Here is a 14,009-nt window from a genome sequence, read left to right as displayed (position 1 = left end):
CCGCGCGGGTCACCGCGCCCGGCGCCGCAGCTTGAGGGCGTTGTCGGTGCGGGTCATGGTGCGCCCGTCGGGCGCGGTCTGGACGCGTTCGTGCTCGTCGCTGCGCAGGACCTCCCAGTCGCCGTCCGGCAGGGCGAGGGACTCGAGGACCTCGTCGGGCGTGGGCAGGTGCACGCCCGGGTGGGCGTCGGGGTCCCACGGCGGGGGCCCGGCGTGCCCGACGACGAGCAGGACCCCGCCGGGGGCGACGGCAGCGGCGGCGGCCCGCAGGACCTCCTCACGGGGCATGTCGGCGGGGGAGTGCAGGAACTGCGCCGAGACCAGGTCGTAGGACCCCTCGGGGAACGAGGCGGCCAGGTCGCGGCACTGCCAGTCGACGCGGTCGGCGACGCCGGCCTCCGCGGCGTGGCCGGCGGCGCGCTCGAGCGCCACGCCGGAGATGTCGACGGCGGTGACGCGCCAGCCGCGGCGGGCGAGCCAGACGGCGTCGGCGCCCTCGCCGCATCCGAGGTCCAGGGCGGTGCCGGGCTCCAGTCCGGCGGCCTCCTGCACGAGGACGGCGTTGGGTTCGCCGCTCCATATGTGGTGGTGTTCGGAGTAGCGGGAGTCCCAGTACTCCTGGTGGGTGGTGTCGTCCATGCTCCGATCGTGCGCGGTGACCCCGCCTGGAGGCGAACTGCGTTGCCGTTTCGGCAAGACGAGCAGGACGAAGGGGACCAGGACGGCCGGGGCCGCGGCGACGGCGTAGCACGCCGGGAGCGGCAGCGCTTCCAGGGCCGCGCCCGTGGCGGCGGTGCCGCCGGACGCGCCGAGGTTCAGAGCGGTGTTGACCCAGGCCACGGCACGGGTCCGGGCGCCGGGCGGCGCGTCGGCGTCTGCGAGGAGGTAGGCGGTGGTCAGCGTCGGGGCGACGAACAGCCCGGCGGCGCACGCCGTCGCGGCCAGGATCGCGACGGACGGGGCGAGTCCCGCGGCGGCGAGGCCGAGACCGAGCGGGCAGGCGAGCACGGCGAGCCGGGACCGGCCGGGCGCCGAGCGGCTCAGCGCGCCGTAGGCGAGTCCGCCGAGGGTGCTGCCGACGGCGAGCGCGGCCTCCACCCAGGCGACCGCGGCGGGCTGGTGGTGCCGCTGGGTGAACGCGACGGCCAGCAGGCCGGTCGACCCGAGGACGACACCGGTGGCCGCGGCCGCGATGGCGGGCGCGAGCGGGAACACCCGCACGCGGACCGCGCGGTGATGCCGTTCCGGCCGCGGCGCCGCCGGGGACGCGGCCATCCCGACGGTTCCGGCGGCGATGAGGACGGCCCCGAGAGCGACCCCGAGGGACGGCGCGGCGACCGCGGCGAGCAGTCCCGCCAGGAGCGGGCCGGTGACGAAGACCAGCTCCTCCGACACGGTGTCGAGGCTGTAGGCGCGCCGCAGGAGCGGGCCGTCCGGTAGGAGGGCGCTCCACAGCGTCCGCATGACCACGCCGACCGGGGGCGCGGTGATGCCGCCGGCGACGGTCAGGACGGCGAGCAGCGGGACGGGCGCGCCAGGCCGCGAGGTCAGCACGGCGAGGGCGGCGAGGACGAGGGCGTAGGCGGCGGCCATGGGGACCAGGGCGCGGCGCGGCCCGTGCCGGTCGATGAGCGCGGCACGGGCCGGTGACACGAGGGAGATGGTGAGGCCGAGCAGGGCCAGCAGCCCGCCTGCCTGGGCGTAGGAGCCCGTGGTCGCTGTGAACGCCAGTGTGAGGGACAGGAAGACGGTCCCGTAGGACAGGCGTCCCAGGAAAGCGAAGGCGAAGGTGCGGGAGGCGTGGGGGGTGCGCAGCACGGCCGCGTAGGACGATGTCACGGGAGTCGTTCCTCAGAGGGGGTTGCGGGGACGCCGGAAGCCGCCACCGCACCTGCGGCGGCGGGAGCGTCTACCCGTATATGAGGAACTGCATGGCCCGATCGTAGCGCGCACCCGTCTAACGCGATATCCCCGCCCGCCTCGCGGGGGTCCCTAGGGCTGGGGCTCTCCCGTGGCCTCACTCGGCCGAGCCTCCTGCGTGCCCGCGCACCGGTCGGCCTTGTGAGAATCCACCACGGGGGTGTCGCCGAGGTCCCAGCCTAGGGCGAATGCGCTCGATCCGTCCGTGCCGGACCCCACCTGCGGAAGGGCCCGGGTCATGCGCTCCATTCGCGGCGGCGGGCTTCGGCGAGGGCGATGGCGGTGGCGACGGCGACGTTGAGGGAGCCGACGCGTCCGATCTGGGGGATGTAGGTGACGGCGTCGGCGGCGGTCAGGAGGGCGGGGGAGCAGCCGTGGTCCTCGCTGCCGATGGCCAGGCAGACGTCCCCGTCGAGGGGCGCCTCGTGCAGGGGGACGGCGTCGGCGGTCAGCTCCACCGCGACCAGGCGCAGGCCCGCCTCGCGGACGGCGGAGGCGGCCTCGGCGGCGGTGCCGGCGTGCTCCCAGGGGACGAGGCGGTCGGTGCCGAGGGCGGTCTTGGCGACGTTGCGGTGGGTGGGGGGAGTGGCGTTGCCGGCGAGCCAGAGGTGTTCGACGCCGAACACGGCGGCGCTGCGGATGATCGAGCCCATGTTGAAGGGCTGGGTGACCGATTCGACGAGCAGGTCGAGGCGGGCGCCGGTGCGGCGGCGCCAGTCGCGGTTGAGGCGCTTGACGTCGGTGGGGCGCAGCTGGCGGCGTCCCTGCGCGGGGTCGGGGGTGCTCATCGGGTGTGGCCTTCCGTGCGGGGTGCGACGCGCAGGACGCGATAGGCGGACCGGGAGGCGATCCGCTCGGTGGGGAAGCCCTGGCCGGCGAGCCACTTCTGGAGGGAGTCGGAGCCGAGGTGCTTCTGGACGACGAGGTGGGCGAGGCCGCCGGGCGCCAGGCGGGGGAGCCAGGTGAGGAGGAGGTCGTGCAGGGCGGCCTTGCCGATGCGGATCGGGGGGTTGGACCAGATCGCCGCGAACCGCAGCTCGGGGTCGGCTTCGTCCGCCAGACTGAACCTTACATTGTCAAGGCCGGCGGCTGTGGCATTGCCTCCAGCGAGTTCAATGGCCCGTTGGTTCACGTCTACTCCCAAAACCCTCGCCTGGGGCGACCGGCTGCCCATGGTGATGGCGATGGGACCGTATCCGCAGCCGAGATCGAGCAGGTCGCCGGTCGCCGGGGGTGCGGGGACGGTCTCCAGCAGCACGCGGGTGCCGGGGTCGACGCGGTCGGGGGAGAACATGCCGCTGTCGGTGTCGAGCCGCAGGTGCAGGTCCGGCAGGACGAGGTCGACGGTGCGTCGGCGGCTGGCGGCGCCCGGCCGCTCCGCGAAGTAGTGTTCCCCCACGTGCGCCGACCGTATCAGCGTTCGGGGCCCGCCCGTGCCGTGCGCGCGGTCAGGGGAGGCGGGAGAACCAGGCGAGTGACACGCCGCCGGCGGCGAAGGCGAACAGCAGCGCGATGCCGACGTAGCGGGCGGCGACGTCGCGGTGCTCGGTCCTGAAGCCGAGGGAGCTGCCGATGTTGGCGTAGACCTCGCGGAGCTGGTCGGCGTCGGCGGCCTCGTAGGCCTTGCCCTCGGTGCTCTCCGAGAGGCTCTTCAGGGTCTCCTTGTTGACCGAGACGCTGGTCGTCTCGCCTTCGATGTCGACGGTGCCGTAGGGGGTGCCGAAGGCGATGGTGGAGACAGGGACGTGGGCGAGGCGGCTGGCGTCGACGGCCTCCTGCACCGAGCGTCCGGTGGTGTTGTCCCCGTCGGACAGCAGGACGATGTGGGCGGGCGGCGGATCCTGGCGGGCCTGGGCGTCGAAGGACCGGACGGCCTGCAGGGAGGTGAACACCGCCTCGCCGATGGCGGTGCGCTTGGCCAGGACGAGCTGGTCGAGGGAGGCGACGGCGGCGTCGCGGTCGGCGGTCGGGGCGGCGATGAGGTTGGCGTTGCCGGCGAAGGCGACGACGCCGACGTTGAAGCGGCGGGGCAGGTCGCCGATGAACCGCTTGGCGGCGGCCTTGGCGGCGTCGAGGCGGCTGGGGGAGACGTCCCTGGCCATCATGGACAGCGACACGTCGACGGCGACCACGATGGTGGCGCGGTCGCGGGGGACCTTGACGGCGGTGGCGGGGCGCGCGAACCCGAACATCATGAAGGCGATCATGATGAGGAACAGGACGGCCGAGACGTGCCGGCGCCAGCCGGGGCGGCGGGGGGCGACCTGGGACAGCAGTGCGAGGTTGGTGAACCGGACGGCGTACTGGCGGCGGCGCAGCTGCAGGAGCAGGTAGGCGGCGGCCACGAGCGGCAGGAGGCCGAGGAGCCAGAGGCGTTCGGGTGACAGGAAGGTCATGGGCGCACTCCCGCGTTGGTGACGGGCCGGCCTCCGGCGCGGCGCTGGCGGAGGGCGAAGCGGGCGACGTCGGCGATCCAGTCGCGGTCGGTGCGCAGGACGAGGTGGTGGGCGCCGCAGCGGCGCAGGGCGGCGCGGGTGCGGTCGCGCTGGTCGGCGGCCGCGGCGGCGTAGCGTTCGCGGACGCGGCGGCTGAGGACGATCTCGTGGACGGTGCCGGTCTCGGGGTCGGTCATCTCGACGAGGCCGATGTCGGGCAGGTCGAGTTCGCGGGGGTCGATGATCTCGATGGCGAGGACCTGGTGGCGGGCGGTGAGGCGGCGCAGGGGGCGTTCCCAGGCGGGTCGGCCGTGGGGGCCGTCGGCGGCGGGGTCGGCGCCGTCGGGGGCGAGGAAGTCGGAGATGACGACGCGCAGGCCGCGGCGGGTCTGGCCGCGGTCGAGGGAGGCGACGGCGGCGGCGAGGTCGCGGGGCGGGGCGGTGGAGCCGGCGCGTGGTCCTGCGCCGTCGTCGACGGACTGGGCGTCGAGGACGGCTTGGAGGAGTGCGTACATGGCGGCCTTGCCGGTGCGGGCGGGCCAGCGGCGCATGCCGTCGTCGTGGAGGAGGTAGGCGCCGACGCGGTCGCCGAGGCGGACGGTGAGGAAGCCGACGGCGGCGAGGGCGGCGACGGCGAGGTCGCGTTTGATCATGGTGCCGGTGCCGAAGTCCATGCTGGGGGTGAGGTCGACCAGGGCCCAGGCTTCGAGTTCGTGGTCGGCGATGAGGTCGCGGACGTGGGGGGTGGTGGTGCGGGCGGTGACGGCCCAGTCCATGTGGCGGACGTCGTCCTCGCCGGGCTGGTAGAGGCGGGCTTCGGCGAGTTCGGTGCCGGGGCCAGGGAGCAGGCCGAGGTGCTCGCCGTTGAGGAGGCCGTCGAGGCGGCGGGTGACCTGGAGTTCGAGGCGGCGCAGGGTGCGTTCGGGGGCGAGGTGGGCGAGTTTGCCGCTGCGCCGGCGCCGGGGGGTCATGCGGTGGTCACCGCCGCCGCGCCGTGGTTCCAGACGACGCGGGGTGGGGGGACGGCGGCGAGGATCTGGTTGATGACGTCGGCGGTGTCGATGCCGTCGGCGAGGGCGTCGAAGGTGAGGACGATGCGGTGGGCCATGACGTCGCGGGCGACGGCGCGGACGTCGTCGGGCAGGACGTAGTCGCGTCCGGCGAGCAGGGCGAGGGCGCGGGCGGCGGCGGCGAGGCCGAGGGTGGCGCGGGGGCTGGCGCCGATGTCGATGACGCCGCGCAGGTCGGGGAGGCGGTACTGGTCGGGTTCGCGGGTGGCCATGACGAGCCGGACGATGTAGTCGGCGATGAGTTCGTGGACGGAGACCTCTTCGGCGGCGCGCTGGAGGCCGGCGAGGCGGTCGGTGTCGAGGATCTGGGCGGCTTCGGGGGGGTCGACGCTCATGCGCTGGAGGATCTGGAGTTCCTCGTGGGCGGCGGGGTGGTGGACGTCGACCCTCATGAGGAACCGGTCGCGCTGTGCTTCGGGGAGGGGGTAGACGCCTTCGGACTCGATGGGGTTCTGGGTGGCCAGGACGAGGAAGGGGCGGGGGAGGGGGTAGGTGTTGCCGCCGAGGGAGACCTGGCGTTCGGCCATGACCTCCAGGAGGGCCGACTGCACTTTGGCGGGGGCGCGGTTGATCTCGTCGGCGAGGACGAAGTTGACGAAGACGGGGCCGAGTTCGACGTCGAACTGCTCGGTGGAGGGGTGGTAGATGCGGGTGCCGACGATGTCGGAGGGGACGAGGTCGGGGGTGAACTGGAGGCGGGCGAAGGTGCCGCCGACGACGCGGGCGAGGGTGCCGACGGCGAGGGTCTTGGCGACGCCGGGGACGCCTTCCAGGAGGCAGTGGCCGCGGGCGAGGAGCGCGACGATCATGCGTTCGACCATGTGCTCCTGGCCGACGATGACCTTCTTGACTTCGGCGAGGGAGTACTGCAGGAGGACTGCGGCCTCGTCGACGTCGGTGGCGGCGATGGTCATGTGGGCGTCCCTCACTTGTCCGTCGTGTGCCCTGTCCTCGTGCGTCGGATGGGGTGCCTTACGACCCTACGCGATCACTTGTACCCGTTCGCCGGGGATACGTGCGTGCGGAGGGTGATCGGTTCGGAGGTGCGGCGGGGGGTGTTCCCGGGGCCGATCGTAGGGCGTCGTTGTTAGTGTTGCGGCCATGTCGAGGCCGTTGCCGCCGGGTGATCCCGCTCAGTTGGGGCCGTTCCGTCTGTCGGCGCGTTTGTCGGAGTCCGCTGCCGGGATCGTGTTCCTGGGGGTGGACGGCGAGGGGCGGCGCGCGAGTGTGGCGGTGCTGAACCGGGGTGCGGCGGGTGATGCGGCGGCGCGGGACCGGTTCCGTGCGGCGATCAATGCGGCGGTGCCGGGGCGGGGGCGTGCGGCGCGGGTCGCGGGTTCGGGGGAGGGGGCGCCGGTGGTGGCGGCGCAGCCGGATGGGCCGGCGCCGTGGGTGGCGACGTCGTATGAGGCGGATCGTGCGGGGGCGGAGCGGTTCTTGGAGCCGGTGGTGTTCCAGGGGTCGGGGCGTGGGCGGTGGGGTGGGCGCCGGCGTGGTCCGCAGTTCCAGCCGTACTGGTTGGGTTCGGGTGAGCCGGCGTTGGAGGGGCCGCGGCCGGTGCCGGGCGCGGGTCCGGTTCCGGTGGGGGAGCGTGCTCCGGAGCGGAATCTGGTGGCGGCCGTGGTGGGGTTGGCGGCGGCGTTGCTGGTGTTGGCGTTGTTGATGGGGGTGTTGTTCGCGTGCCAGCCGGTGGCGAAGGAGCCGCCGCCTCCGCCGCCGGAGCCGACGCCGTCGTTTCAGGTGCCGTCCCGGTCGCCGGTTCCCACGACGCCGGCTCCGTCGCCGTCGGTGCCGCCGCGGTCGCCGGGTCCGTCGTCGCCGGGTCCGTCGCCGTCGTCGGGTTCGGGTGGGGGTGACGGCGCTCCCTTGTAGGGGGCCTCGCAGGGGGTGTGGCGGGGTGTTCGCCCGCATGGAAAAGGCCGTTGTGCGGAGAAATGGGCGTTGCGTGGTGGTGCGGTGGGCCGACAGCATGGGGGGATGCTGGAGAGTCTGCTCGCGTTCGCGGGCGCGGCGGTGCTGATCGCGATGGCGCCGGGCCCGAGCACGGTCGTGATCATGCGTCAGTCGATGCGGTCGGGTCGGCGTGCGGGGCTGGCGGCGGTGCTGGGCAACGAGACGGGCGTGCTGCTGTGGGGGGTGGCGGCGGCGGTGGGGCTGTCGGCGCTGCTGTCGGCGTCGCGGCTGGCGTACGAGGGTTTGCGGGTCGCGGGTGCGGTGGTGCTGGTGTGGTTCGGGGTGCGGGCGTTGTGGCATGCGCGCCGTGGCGGTCCGGGCGCTGTGGGCGAGGATCTGGGCGCGGTGTCGGACGGGGCCGGGGGTTCGGGGTGGAGGTCTTACCGGCTGGGGTTGGTGACGAATTTCGCCAATCCGAAGGCGGGGGTGTTCGCGGTGTCGTTCCTGCCGCAGTTCGTGCCGGAGGGGTGGCCGGTCGCGGGGGTGCTGGTGGGGTTCTCGGTGCTGTGGGCGCTGATCGACCTGGTCTGGTACACGGCGGTGGTGTGGCTGGTGGGGGCGGCGCGGCGGGTGCTGGGGCGTCCCGTGGTGCGGCGGCGGCTGGACCAGGTGTCGGGTGTGGTGCTGGTGGGGCTGGGTGTGCGGCTTGCGGCCGAGGTCCGCTGAGGTTCTGCCGGCGGCCGGTGCCGAGGGCTGCCGGAGGCCGCCGGTTTGGCACTATCTCATGATCGCTTTTGGGGGCGCGGGTCGTAGCCTGGGGCGGTGACCGCTCTGGATGGCCTTGCCGACCGCTACGTGGACGAGTTCGCCGCGCTGGACCCGTGCCTGGCGGCGCTGATGGGGATCGCCGGGCAGGATGCGCGGCTGACCGACTACGGCCCGGACGGGCTGGAGGCGCGCGCGGAGCTGACACGGCGGACGCTGGCCGAGCTGGGCCGCGTCCCGGTGCGGGACGAGGCGGGGCGGATCGCGGCGGCGGTGCTGCGGGAGCGGCTGGAGGTCGAGGCGGCGCTGGACGAGGCGGGGGTGCGGGAGCAGTTCCTGGACACCACCGACGGGCCGGTCCAGCGGCTGCGGATGGCCGTGGAGCTGCTGGACCAGGGGCCGGACACCGACTGGGAGGCGGTGCGCGCGCGGATGGGGGCGCTGCCGGGGGCTCTGGCGGGGCTGCGGGCGTCGTTGCGGCGGGCGTGCGGGCGGGGCCGGGTGGCGGCGCGGCGGCAGGTGCTGCGCAGTGCCCGCGAGTGCGCGGAGACCCCGGCGTATCTGGCGGGCTTGGCGGAGCGGTACGGGGACGGGCCGCTGCGGGGCGCCCTGGGGGAGGCGGCGTCGGAGGCGTCGGCGGCGCTGGAGGGGTTCGCGTCGTTCCTGTCGGGGGAGCTGGCGGCGTGCGCGCCGGAGCGGGACGCGCTGGGCGCCGACCGGTACCGGCTGGGGGTGCGGGACTTCCTCGGGACGGATCTGGACCTGGCCGAGACGTACGCGTGGGGCTGGGAGGAGCTGGCGCGGATCGAGTCGGAGATGGCGGCCGCGGCGCGGGAGATCCTGCCGGGTGAGCCGCTGGGGGTGGTGATGGCGGCGCTGGACGCCGATCCGGTGCACCGGGTCGGGGGCGCCGATGCGTTCCGGGGGTGGATCCAGGAGCTGGCGGACCGGGCGATCGCCGATCTGGACGGGGTGCACTTCGACATTCCGGGGCCGCTGCGGCGGATCGAGTGCCGGATCCCGCCGGTGGAGGCGGGGATCTACTACCTGGCGCCGGCCGAGGACCTGTCCCGTCCGGGGACGGTGTTCTGGACGGTGGAGGACCCGTCCGCCGACATCGTCACCTGGACGGTGCCGACGACGATGTTCCACGAGGGGGTGCCGGGCCACCACCTCCAGTTGGGGGTGACGACTCTGAACCGGGGCCTGAACCGGTTCCAGCGCCTGTCGAGCGAGCTGCACCCGGGGCACTGCGAGGGGTGGGGGCTGTACGCGGAGCGGCTGATGGACGAGCTGGGCCACTACCGGGATCCGGCGCACCGGCTGGGGATGCTGGCGGGCGGGCAGCGGTTCCGGGCGGCGCGGGTGGTCCTGGACATCGGGTTGCATCTGGAGCTGCCGATCCCGGCGGGGGCGGGGTTCCATGAGGGGGAGCGGTGGACGCCCGAGCTGGGTTTGGAGTTCCTGCGGGCGCGTAAGGGGCCCGATCCCGATTCGGTGGTGGCGTTCGAGATCGACCGGTATCTGGGGCGTCCGGGGCAGGCGATCGCCTACAAGCTGGGGGAGAGGGTCTGGCTGGAGGCGCGGGAGGCGGCGCGGCGCCGGGAGGGCGCGGGCTTTGATCTGAAGGGGTTCCATCGGCGGGCGCTGGATCTGGGGCCGATGGGCCTGGACCTGCTGCGCGCGGAACTGGCCCGGTCGTGACCGGTGGCCCGGCAGGGTGTCGTGGGTGGAGTGTGCGATCGCGCCTGGCGGTGACGCAGGGCCCGGGGGAGGACGGGCGGGGCCGGCGGGGTCAGACGGGTTCGGAGGGGTTGAGGCGGTTGCGGCCGGGGGTGTTCCAGGTCTCGATGCCGGTCTCGCGGAGCCACCGCCGCTGGTTGGGCTGCAAGTCGGTCTCGGGGGTCTCGGCCGCGCCCAGTGCGCCGGCGCCCGCGGTGTCGGGTGCGGTGTCGGTCACGTAGTCGGTGATGTCGTCGGATCTGCCGATGTGGCAGGCCCGCTCGTCCCCGGGTTCGACGATGGTCTTGTGGTAGCGGGGCGGCCATTGCAGCAGCAGGCGGCGCCCGCATGTGGGGCAGGCCCACTCCTCCAGCCCGGTTTCCCCGGTCCGGACGCGGCGCAGCTCGTGGGTCCGGTACAACTTGCCTCTTCTCGAGCGTCGGCTGAGTTCCGGCATAGGTTCGTGCGTTAGTGATTGCCCGCGTTCAGCAGGCTAAACGACAGGCGAGCGGCTTTAAGGTCGGAAGTTCGTCGCGTCTGGCATGTCCGTAATTCGGGTCCGCGGCCGGCGGTGGCAGTGGTCCGGCCGGGTGCCCGGGGCCGGAGGGCGATCAGGTGAGGGCGCGGCGCACGGCGGCGCCGATCCGCGCGACGGCCTCGGCGGGGCGGCGCGCGAACGCCCCCCACCCGAGGAAGCCGTGGTCCAGGCCCGTCCCGGGCACGAGCGCGACGGGCACGCCGGCCTCCCGCAGCCGCGCGGCGTACGCCTCGGCCTGCGGGCGCAGCCGGTCGTGCTCGGCGGTCGCGATCACCGCCGGGGGCAGGCCCGACGGGTCGGGGTCCAGCAGCGGCGACACCTGCGGGCCGGTGCGGTCGGCGCCGCGCAGGTAGGCGTCCAGGGCGCGGCCGATGCCCGAGGGCGGGAACCGCAGCCCGTCGGGGTCGGGCAGCGGCGGCGGGACCTCGCGCAGGTCCAGCGCCGGGTACAGCAGGACCTGCAGGGCGGGCCGGGCGGGCCCCGCGGCGCGCAGCAGGCCGGCGGCCGCGGCGGCGAGCTGGCCGCCCGCGCTGTCCCCGGCCACCCCGACCCGGGCGGGGTCCAGGCCGAGGCGGGCCGCGTTCGCCGTGACCCAGCGGACGGCGGCGACGGCGTCGTGCAGCGCGGCCGGGAACGGGTCCTCGGGTGGGCGCCGGTATCCGGCCGACACCCACGCCACACCGCTGGCCACGGCCAGCGCCCGCACGACCGGGTCGTAGGACTCGACGTCGCCGAGCACCCATCCGCCGCCGTGCAGGTACACCAGAACCGGCGCCGGGCCGTCCCACGCCGGCCGGTAGAGCCGGGCGGGGATCGGGCCCGCGGGTCCCCGCACCGTCAGGTCCGCCACGGTGTCGACGGGCGGGCGCGGGGATCGGGCGAGGTCGGCGGCGTGCTCGCGGCGGGCGTCGCCGACCGTGCGGCCCGTCCCGCCGGGGGCGGCGAGGCGGGCCCGCAGGAACGCCAGGTATTCCGGATCGCGGCCCATCACCCCTCCTCGGCACCGAGCCTACGGGCCCGGGGTGATCCCGTCGGGTCCGGGAGAGCGGGGCTCCTGACCGGTCGCCGCTGGACTCGCGGCCGCGGCGCCGACCGGGGCCGCGGCTGCGGGCGCGGGGTCAGAAGGGGTAGGTGGCGATCTCGCCGCGGACCGTGACCCACTGCGTCTCGGTGAACGCCTCGATGTTGGCGTCCGGGCCGCCGAACCGCGACCCGTTGCCCGACGCCGCCACCCCGCCGAACGGCACGACCGGCTCGTCGTTGACCGTCTGGTCGTTGATGTGGACCAGCCCCGTCGGTACCGCGTCGGCGATCTTCATCGCCTGCCCGACGTCGCCGAGGATGCCCAGGGACAGGCCGTACTCGGTCGCCGACGCCAGCTCCACCGCCTCCTGCGGGGTGGAGAACGGCACCACCGGCGCGACCGGCCCGAACACCTCCTGGGCGTAGGCGGGCATGTCGGGCGTCACCTCGTCCAGCACGGTCGGGCGGTAGAACAGGCCCTCGTGGGTGCCGCCGGCCGCCAGCCGCGCCCCGGCCGCGACCGTCGCCTTGACCAGCTCGTCGACGTGCGCGAGCTGCCGGGCGTCGATGATCGGGCCGAGCGCGACCGGCCCGGCCGCCGGGTCGCCGACCGGGAGCTTGTCGGCCTTGTCGGCCAGCGCCGCCACGTACTCGGCGTGCAGGCTCTCGTGCACCAGGTGCCGCCCGGAGGTCATGCAGATCTGCCCCTGGTGCAGGAACGCGCCCCACGCGCCCGCCGACACCGCGTCGGCGACCCGCGCACCCGGCAGCACGATCAGCGCGTTGTTGCCGCCGAGCTCCAGGTGGGCGCGCTTGAGGAGCCGCCCGCACACCTCACCGATCTTGCGTCCGGCGGCGGTGGAGCCGGTGAACGACACCACCCGCACCTCCGGCGCCGCCACGACCGCCTCCCCGGCCTCGCGGCCGCCCGGCAGCAGGTGCAGCAGCCCTTCCGGCAGCCCCGCCTCCTGGAAGATCCGCGCGATGCTCACCCCGCCGCACACGGCCGTGCGCGGGTCCGGCTTGAGCAGCACGGCGTTGCCGAGCGCCAGCGCCGGCGCCACCGACCGCATCGCCAGGATCAGCGGGAAGTTGAACGGCGCGATCACGCTCACCACTCCGGCGGGGCGGCGCCGCGCCAGGCTCCACCGCGGCTGCGCCGACGGCAGCACCAGTCCCTGCGGGTGCGAGGCCAGCGCCGCCGCCTCGTAGCACAGGTTCGCCGCGAAATGCGTCTCCAGGTCCGCCTTCGGCGGGATCGACCCCGCCTCCCGCACGATCCAGTCGCCGATCTCGGCGGCGTGCTCCTCGAACAGCCGGCCCGCCGCGCGCAGCACCGCGGCGCGCTCCTCGTAGGTGCGGGCCGCCCAGTCACGCTGCGCCGCCGCCGCGGCCCGCGCCGCCCGCGCCACGTCCGCGGCGCCCGCCTGGCCCAGCGTGCCGAGCGTCCCGCCGGTCGCGGGCTCGCTCACCTCGAACACGCCGCCGTCGCCGGCCGCCGCCCAGCCGCCGTCGAAGATCTTCCCGGTCCACGCGCCAGGGTCGAGCAACGTCATCGTTCCTCCTCGCAGAAGGGGTGCCGCGCCGAAACTCCCACCCTCACCACCGGAGGAGCACGCCGGAACGTCAACGTTCCGCTCAGTGGAAACCGGCCGGGTGGAAAACCCGTTGCGGTGCGCCGCCGCGCGCGGGCACTCTGATCATGCAGCATCCGCACGGGCCCCGCGAAGGCGGGCCACGGCACCGGAGAAGGGAGGGACGGGAGATGACCCGCTGTCGCCGCGCACTCACCGCGCCCCGGTCCCGAACCACCGGCCGGACGCCCCGCTGATCCACCTGCGTTCCATGCCCCCCGGCGGGGGCGGCCCCGATTCCTCACCGGCCCGCAGGGGCCGGTCCCGTGACGCCGTGGCCGAGCGGCTCAGGCGGCGGTCCGCAGAACCGTCACACGTGGGTTCGAATCCCACCGGCGTCTCCCGTCCCGTCCCCGCTGTCACCCTGGGGGCGGGACCCCACTCCCCGTAGCTCAGCGGACAGAGCGCCGGCCTCCGAAGCCGGAAGCCGCAGGTTCGATTCCTGCCGGGGAGGCACCGCGCCCCCGCCGCGGGCGGGGGCCGGCCGAGCCGGGAACAGGTCAGCGGCCTCCGAGCGGGCCCGGTGCCGGGTTCGGCGCGGGCGGCCACACGAACACGTGGGCGTACCAGGCGCCCGCGTCGGCCCGCACGGGCCGCCTGCCGTAGGTGACGGCGATCGCGGCGACGTTGCAGTCGCGCCCGGCCTCCGCGCCGGGCGCGCCGCCGGGCCGCAGGACCTCGCCCAGCAGCAGCCTGACCGGCTCGTGCAGTTCCAGCCGCAGCACCAGCGAGCCGCGGCGGCGCGGGTCCGCCCGCGCCACCACGTCCTGGATCAGCGGCGCCAGCCGGTCGGTCAGGCTCGCCGTCGCCGGCCCCAGCCCCCACACGTGCAGGGCGCCCTGCACGATCCCGCGGACGCTGCTCGCCGCGGCCCGCCCTCCGGGCAGCGGCCACCTGCCGCTGTGGAGGGTCGGTCGCGGAGCACCCCGGGCGGGAATCACGGTCATGTGCCTCTCCGATCACGAACGAACTGCGGGCCCTGCGAGCCGCCGGGCCGAACGCAATCGTC

The 14,009-nt window shown here is 74.9% G+C and carries 13 protein-coding genes and 2 tRNA genes; 5 read left to right on the top strand and 10 right to left on the bottom strand.

The window, feature by feature from the left end; genetic code table 11:
• Positions 1-9 precede the first annotated feature (9 nt).
• From CHC11_RS42765 to CHC11_RS19495, 6 genes are all read right to left on the bottom strand, one after another.
• Positions 10-1,839 (bottom strand): MFS transporter, encoded by a 1,830-nt coding sequence (locus tag CHC11_RS42765; RefSeq protein ID WP_245919452.1) that lies wholly within the window; start codon positions 1,837-1,839, stop codon positions 10-12.
• A 317-nt stretch (positions 1,840-2,156) separates the two neighbouring features.
• Positions 2,157-2,708 carry a TrmH family RNA methyltransferase gene (locus CHC11_RS19515; RefSeq protein WP_089313194.1) on the bottom strand — a complete coding sequence of 184 codons (552 nt, stop codon included), beginning with the start codon at positions 2,706-2,708 and terminating at the stop codon, positions 2,157-2,159.
• Positions 2,705-3,319 carry a class I SAM-dependent methyltransferase gene (locus tag CHC11_RS19510; protein WP_089313193.1) on the bottom strand — a complete coding sequence of 205 codons (615 nt, stop codon included), beginning with the start codon at positions 3,317-3,319 and terminating at the stop codon, positions 2,705-2,707. The genes CHC11_RS19515 and CHC11_RS19510 overlap by 4 nt, the downstream gene beginning before the upstream one ends.
• 49 nt (positions 3,320-3,368) lie before the next feature.
• Positions 3,369-4,316: a VWA domain-containing protein gene (locus CHC11_RS19505; RefSeq protein ID WP_089313192.1), complete on the bottom strand. Its 948-nt coding sequence runs from the start codon at positions 4,314-4,316 to the stop codon at positions 3,369-3,371.
• Entirely contained in the window at positions 4,313-5,326 is a 1,014-nt protein-coding gene (locus CHC11_RS19500; RefSeq protein ID WP_089313191.1) for a DUF58 domain-containing protein, read from the bottom strand. Before CHC11_RS19500 ends, CHC11_RS19505 begins: the two co-directional genes overlap by 4 nt.
• On the bottom strand, positions 5,323-6,339 hold the full coding sequence (locus tag CHC11_RS19495; protein WP_089313190.1) for an AAA family ATPase: 1,017 nt from the start codon (positions 6,337-6,339) through the stop codon (positions 5,323-5,325). Before CHC11_RS19495 ends, CHC11_RS19500 begins: the two co-directional genes overlap by 4 nt.
• Positions 6,340-7,104: 765 nt before the next feature.
• On the opposite strand from CHC11_RS19495, the gene CHC11_RS41405 reads away from it, so the two are divergent.
• The 3 genes from CHC11_RS41405 (at position 7,105) to CHC11_RS19480 (ending at position 9,787) form a co-directional block, all read left to right on the top strand.
• Entirely contained in the window at positions 7,105-7,281 is a 177-nt protein-coding gene (locus tag CHC11_RS41405) for a hypothetical protein (protein WP_179278905.1), read from the top strand.
• A gap of 121 nt (positions 7,282-7,402) precedes the next feature.
• Positions 7,403-8,044 carry a LysE family translocator gene (locus CHC11_RS19485; RefSeq protein WP_089313188.1) on the top strand — a complete coding sequence of 214 codons (642 nt, stop codon included), beginning with the start codon at positions 7,403-7,405 and terminating at the stop codon, positions 8,042-8,044.
• Between the two features lie 96 nt (positions 8,045-8,140).
• Complete coding sequence (locus CHC11_RS19480; protein ID WP_089313187.1) at positions 8,141-9,787, top strand: DUF885 domain-containing protein; 1,647 nt, start codon at positions 8,141-8,143, stop codon at positions 9,785-9,787.
• A gap of 91 nt (positions 9,788-9,878) precedes the next feature.
• Here the strand turns inward: CHC11_RS19480 and CHC11_RS19475 are convergent, their stop codons facing one another.
• The 3 genes from CHC11_RS19475 to CHC11_RS19465 form a co-directional block, all read right to left on the bottom strand.
• Positions 9,879-10,226, bottom strand: a complete 348-nt coding sequence (locus CHC11_RS19475) for a hypothetical protein (RefSeq protein WP_089313186.1) — start codon at positions 10,224-10,226, stop codon at positions 9,879-9,881.
• Between the two features lie 190 nt (positions 10,227-10,416).
• Positions 10,417-11,331 carry an alpha/beta hydrolase gene (locus CHC11_RS19470; protein WP_089313185.1) on the bottom strand — a complete coding sequence of 305 codons (915 nt, stop codon included), beginning with the start codon at positions 11,329-11,331 and terminating at the stop codon, positions 10,417-10,419.
• Between the two features lie 130 nt (positions 11,332-11,461).
• Positions 11,462-12,922: a benzaldehyde dehydrogenase gene (locus tag CHC11_RS19465; protein WP_089313184.1), complete on the bottom strand. Its 1,461-nt coding sequence runs from the start codon at positions 12,920-12,922 to the stop codon at positions 11,462-11,464.
• Positions 12,923-13,268: 346 nt separating this feature from the next.
• On the opposite strand from CHC11_RS19465, the gene CHC11_RS19460 reads away from it, so the two are divergent.
• Both CHC11_RS19460 and CHC11_RS19455 read left to right on the top strand, forming a co-directional pair.
• Positions 13,269-13,341, top strand: a tRNA-Cys gene (locus CHC11_RS19460).
• 40 nt (positions 13,342-13,381) lie between these two features.
• Positions 13,382-13,454: transfer RNA gene (locus CHC11_RS19455), tRNA-Arg, on the top strand.
• A 46-nt stretch (positions 13,455-13,500) separates the two neighbouring features.
• Here CHC11_RS19455 and CHC11_RS19450 read toward each other — a convergent pair.
• Positions 13,501-13,947 carry a hypothetical protein gene (locus CHC11_RS19450; protein WP_089313183.1) on the bottom strand — a complete coding sequence of 149 codons (447 nt, stop codon included), beginning with the start codon at positions 13,945-13,947 and terminating at the stop codon, positions 13,501-13,503.
• Positions 13,948-14,009: the final 62 nt, after the last annotated feature.

Source organism: Actinomadura mexicana (genome assembly GCF_900188105.1).
Lineage (GTDB): Bacteria > Actinomycetota > Actinomycetes > Streptosporangiales > Streptosporangiaceae > Spirillospora > Spirillospora mexicana.
The sequence above is the reverse complement of the archived record's forward strand: the minus strand, read 5'-3'. Positions and strand labels throughout refer to the sequence as shown.